Genomic DNA, 1,413 nt, shown 5'->3' with positions numbered 1-1,413 from the left:
AGTGGAGTCCGCCAGAGTGGTGTACCGGTAGCCCGGTGAGCGCGTCGCGGTAGACGACGGCGCGGTCACCGCGTGACCCTTCGAGTGAACCTCTCACAGCACCCTCGAAGTGGAGACCCACGATGACCGCACCATCGAGTATCGACCCTGCCCGGTTCCTGCACGAGCAGCTGGCTCAGGCGTCCCCGGACCTGATGCGTGAGCTGTTGTCCACGTTCATCGACGCGTTGTTGTCGGCGGAGGCGGACGCAGTTTGCGGGGCCGGCTGGGGCCAGCCCAGCCCGGAGCGGGTCAACCGTCGCAACGGTTACCGCCACCGTGACCTGGACACCCGGGTCGGCACGATCGATGTCGCGGTGCCCAAGCTGCGCACCGGGTCGTACTTCCCCGACTGGCTGCTGACGCGCCGGCGGCGGGCCGAGGCGGCCCTGACGTCGGTGGTCGCGACCTGCTACCTGCTGGGTGTCTCGACCCGGCGGATGGACAAGCTGGTGCAGTCGTTGGGGATCACCTCGCTGTCGCGGTCGCAGGTCAGCGAGATGTCCAAGGACCTCGATGAGCAGGTCGCGGCGTTCCGCACCCGCCCGTTGGATGCCGGGCCCTACGCGTTCGTGGCCGCCGACGCGTTGACGATGAAGGTCCGCGAGGGCGGCCGGGTGATCAACGCGGTCGTGCTCGTGGCCACCGGGGTCAACGCCGACGGGCATCGGGAGATCCTCGGGGTCCAGGTCACCACCTCAGAGACCGGCCCGGCCTGGTTGACGTTCTTCCAGGACCTCGTGGCCCGAGGCCTCTCGGGGGTGCGCCTGGTGACGTCTGACGCCCACGCCGGCCTGGTCGCCGCGATCGGCGCGACCCTGCCCGGGGCGACCTGGCAGAGATGTCGCACCCACTACGCGGCGAACTTGATGTCCGTCACGCCGAAGAGCTCCTGGCCAGCGGTCAAGGCCATGCTGCACAGCGTCTACGACCAGCCGACCGCCAAGGACGTGCACACCCAGTTCGACAAGCTGCTCGACGCCGTCACCGACAAGCTCCCTGCGGTCGCCGAGCACCTGGACACCGCCCGCGCCGACGTCCTGGCGTTCACCGGCTTCCCCAAGGGCCTGTGGCGCCAGGTCTGGTCGAACAACCCCAACGAGCGTCTCAACCGGGAGATCCGCCGCCGCACCGACGTCGTGGGCATCTTCCCGGACCGCGGCTCGGTGATCCGCCTCGTCGGGGCAGTGCTCGCCGAGCAGCACGACGAATGGGCCGAAGGACGCCGCTACCTCGCCCTCGAGCTCCTGGCCAAGGCCCACCTCAACCTCGTCCCCGGCGACCAGGAGGTGACCGACCCAACCCTGGCCCTCACGGCCTGAAAACACCCCAGGGGTCACACCGCACCGCTACACCACTCCCCAGGACTTGACC

At 69.3% G+C, this 1,413-nt stretch carries 1 protein-coding gene; it reads left to right on the top strand.

Annotated elements, in window-relative coordinates:
• Positions 1-122 precede the first annotated feature (122 nt).
• Positions 123-1,361: an IS256 family transposase gene (locus HIR71_RS16245; RefSeq protein WP_169326101.1), complete on the top strand. Its 1,239-nt coding sequence runs from the start codon at positions 123-125 to the stop codon at positions 1,359-1,361.
• The last annotated feature ends 52 nt before the right edge of the window (positions 1,362-1,413 follow it).

Origin of the sequence: Cellulomonas fimi, assembly GCF_012952065.1 — a bacterium.
Taxonomy (GTDB): domain Bacteria; phylum Actinomycetota; class Actinomycetes; order Actinomycetales; family Cellulomonadaceae; genus Pengzhenrongella; species Pengzhenrongella fimi_A.
Note: the sequence above shows the minus strand (reverse complement) of the source record. Positions and strands in the feature narration are given on the sequence as shown.

Bases quoted from the DNA above. Each gene is read 5' to 3' on its own strand.
- HIR71_RS16245 (WP_169326101.1), top strand. From the start codon at position 123: ATGACCGCACCATCGAGTATCGACCCTGCCCGGTTCCTGCACGAGCAG.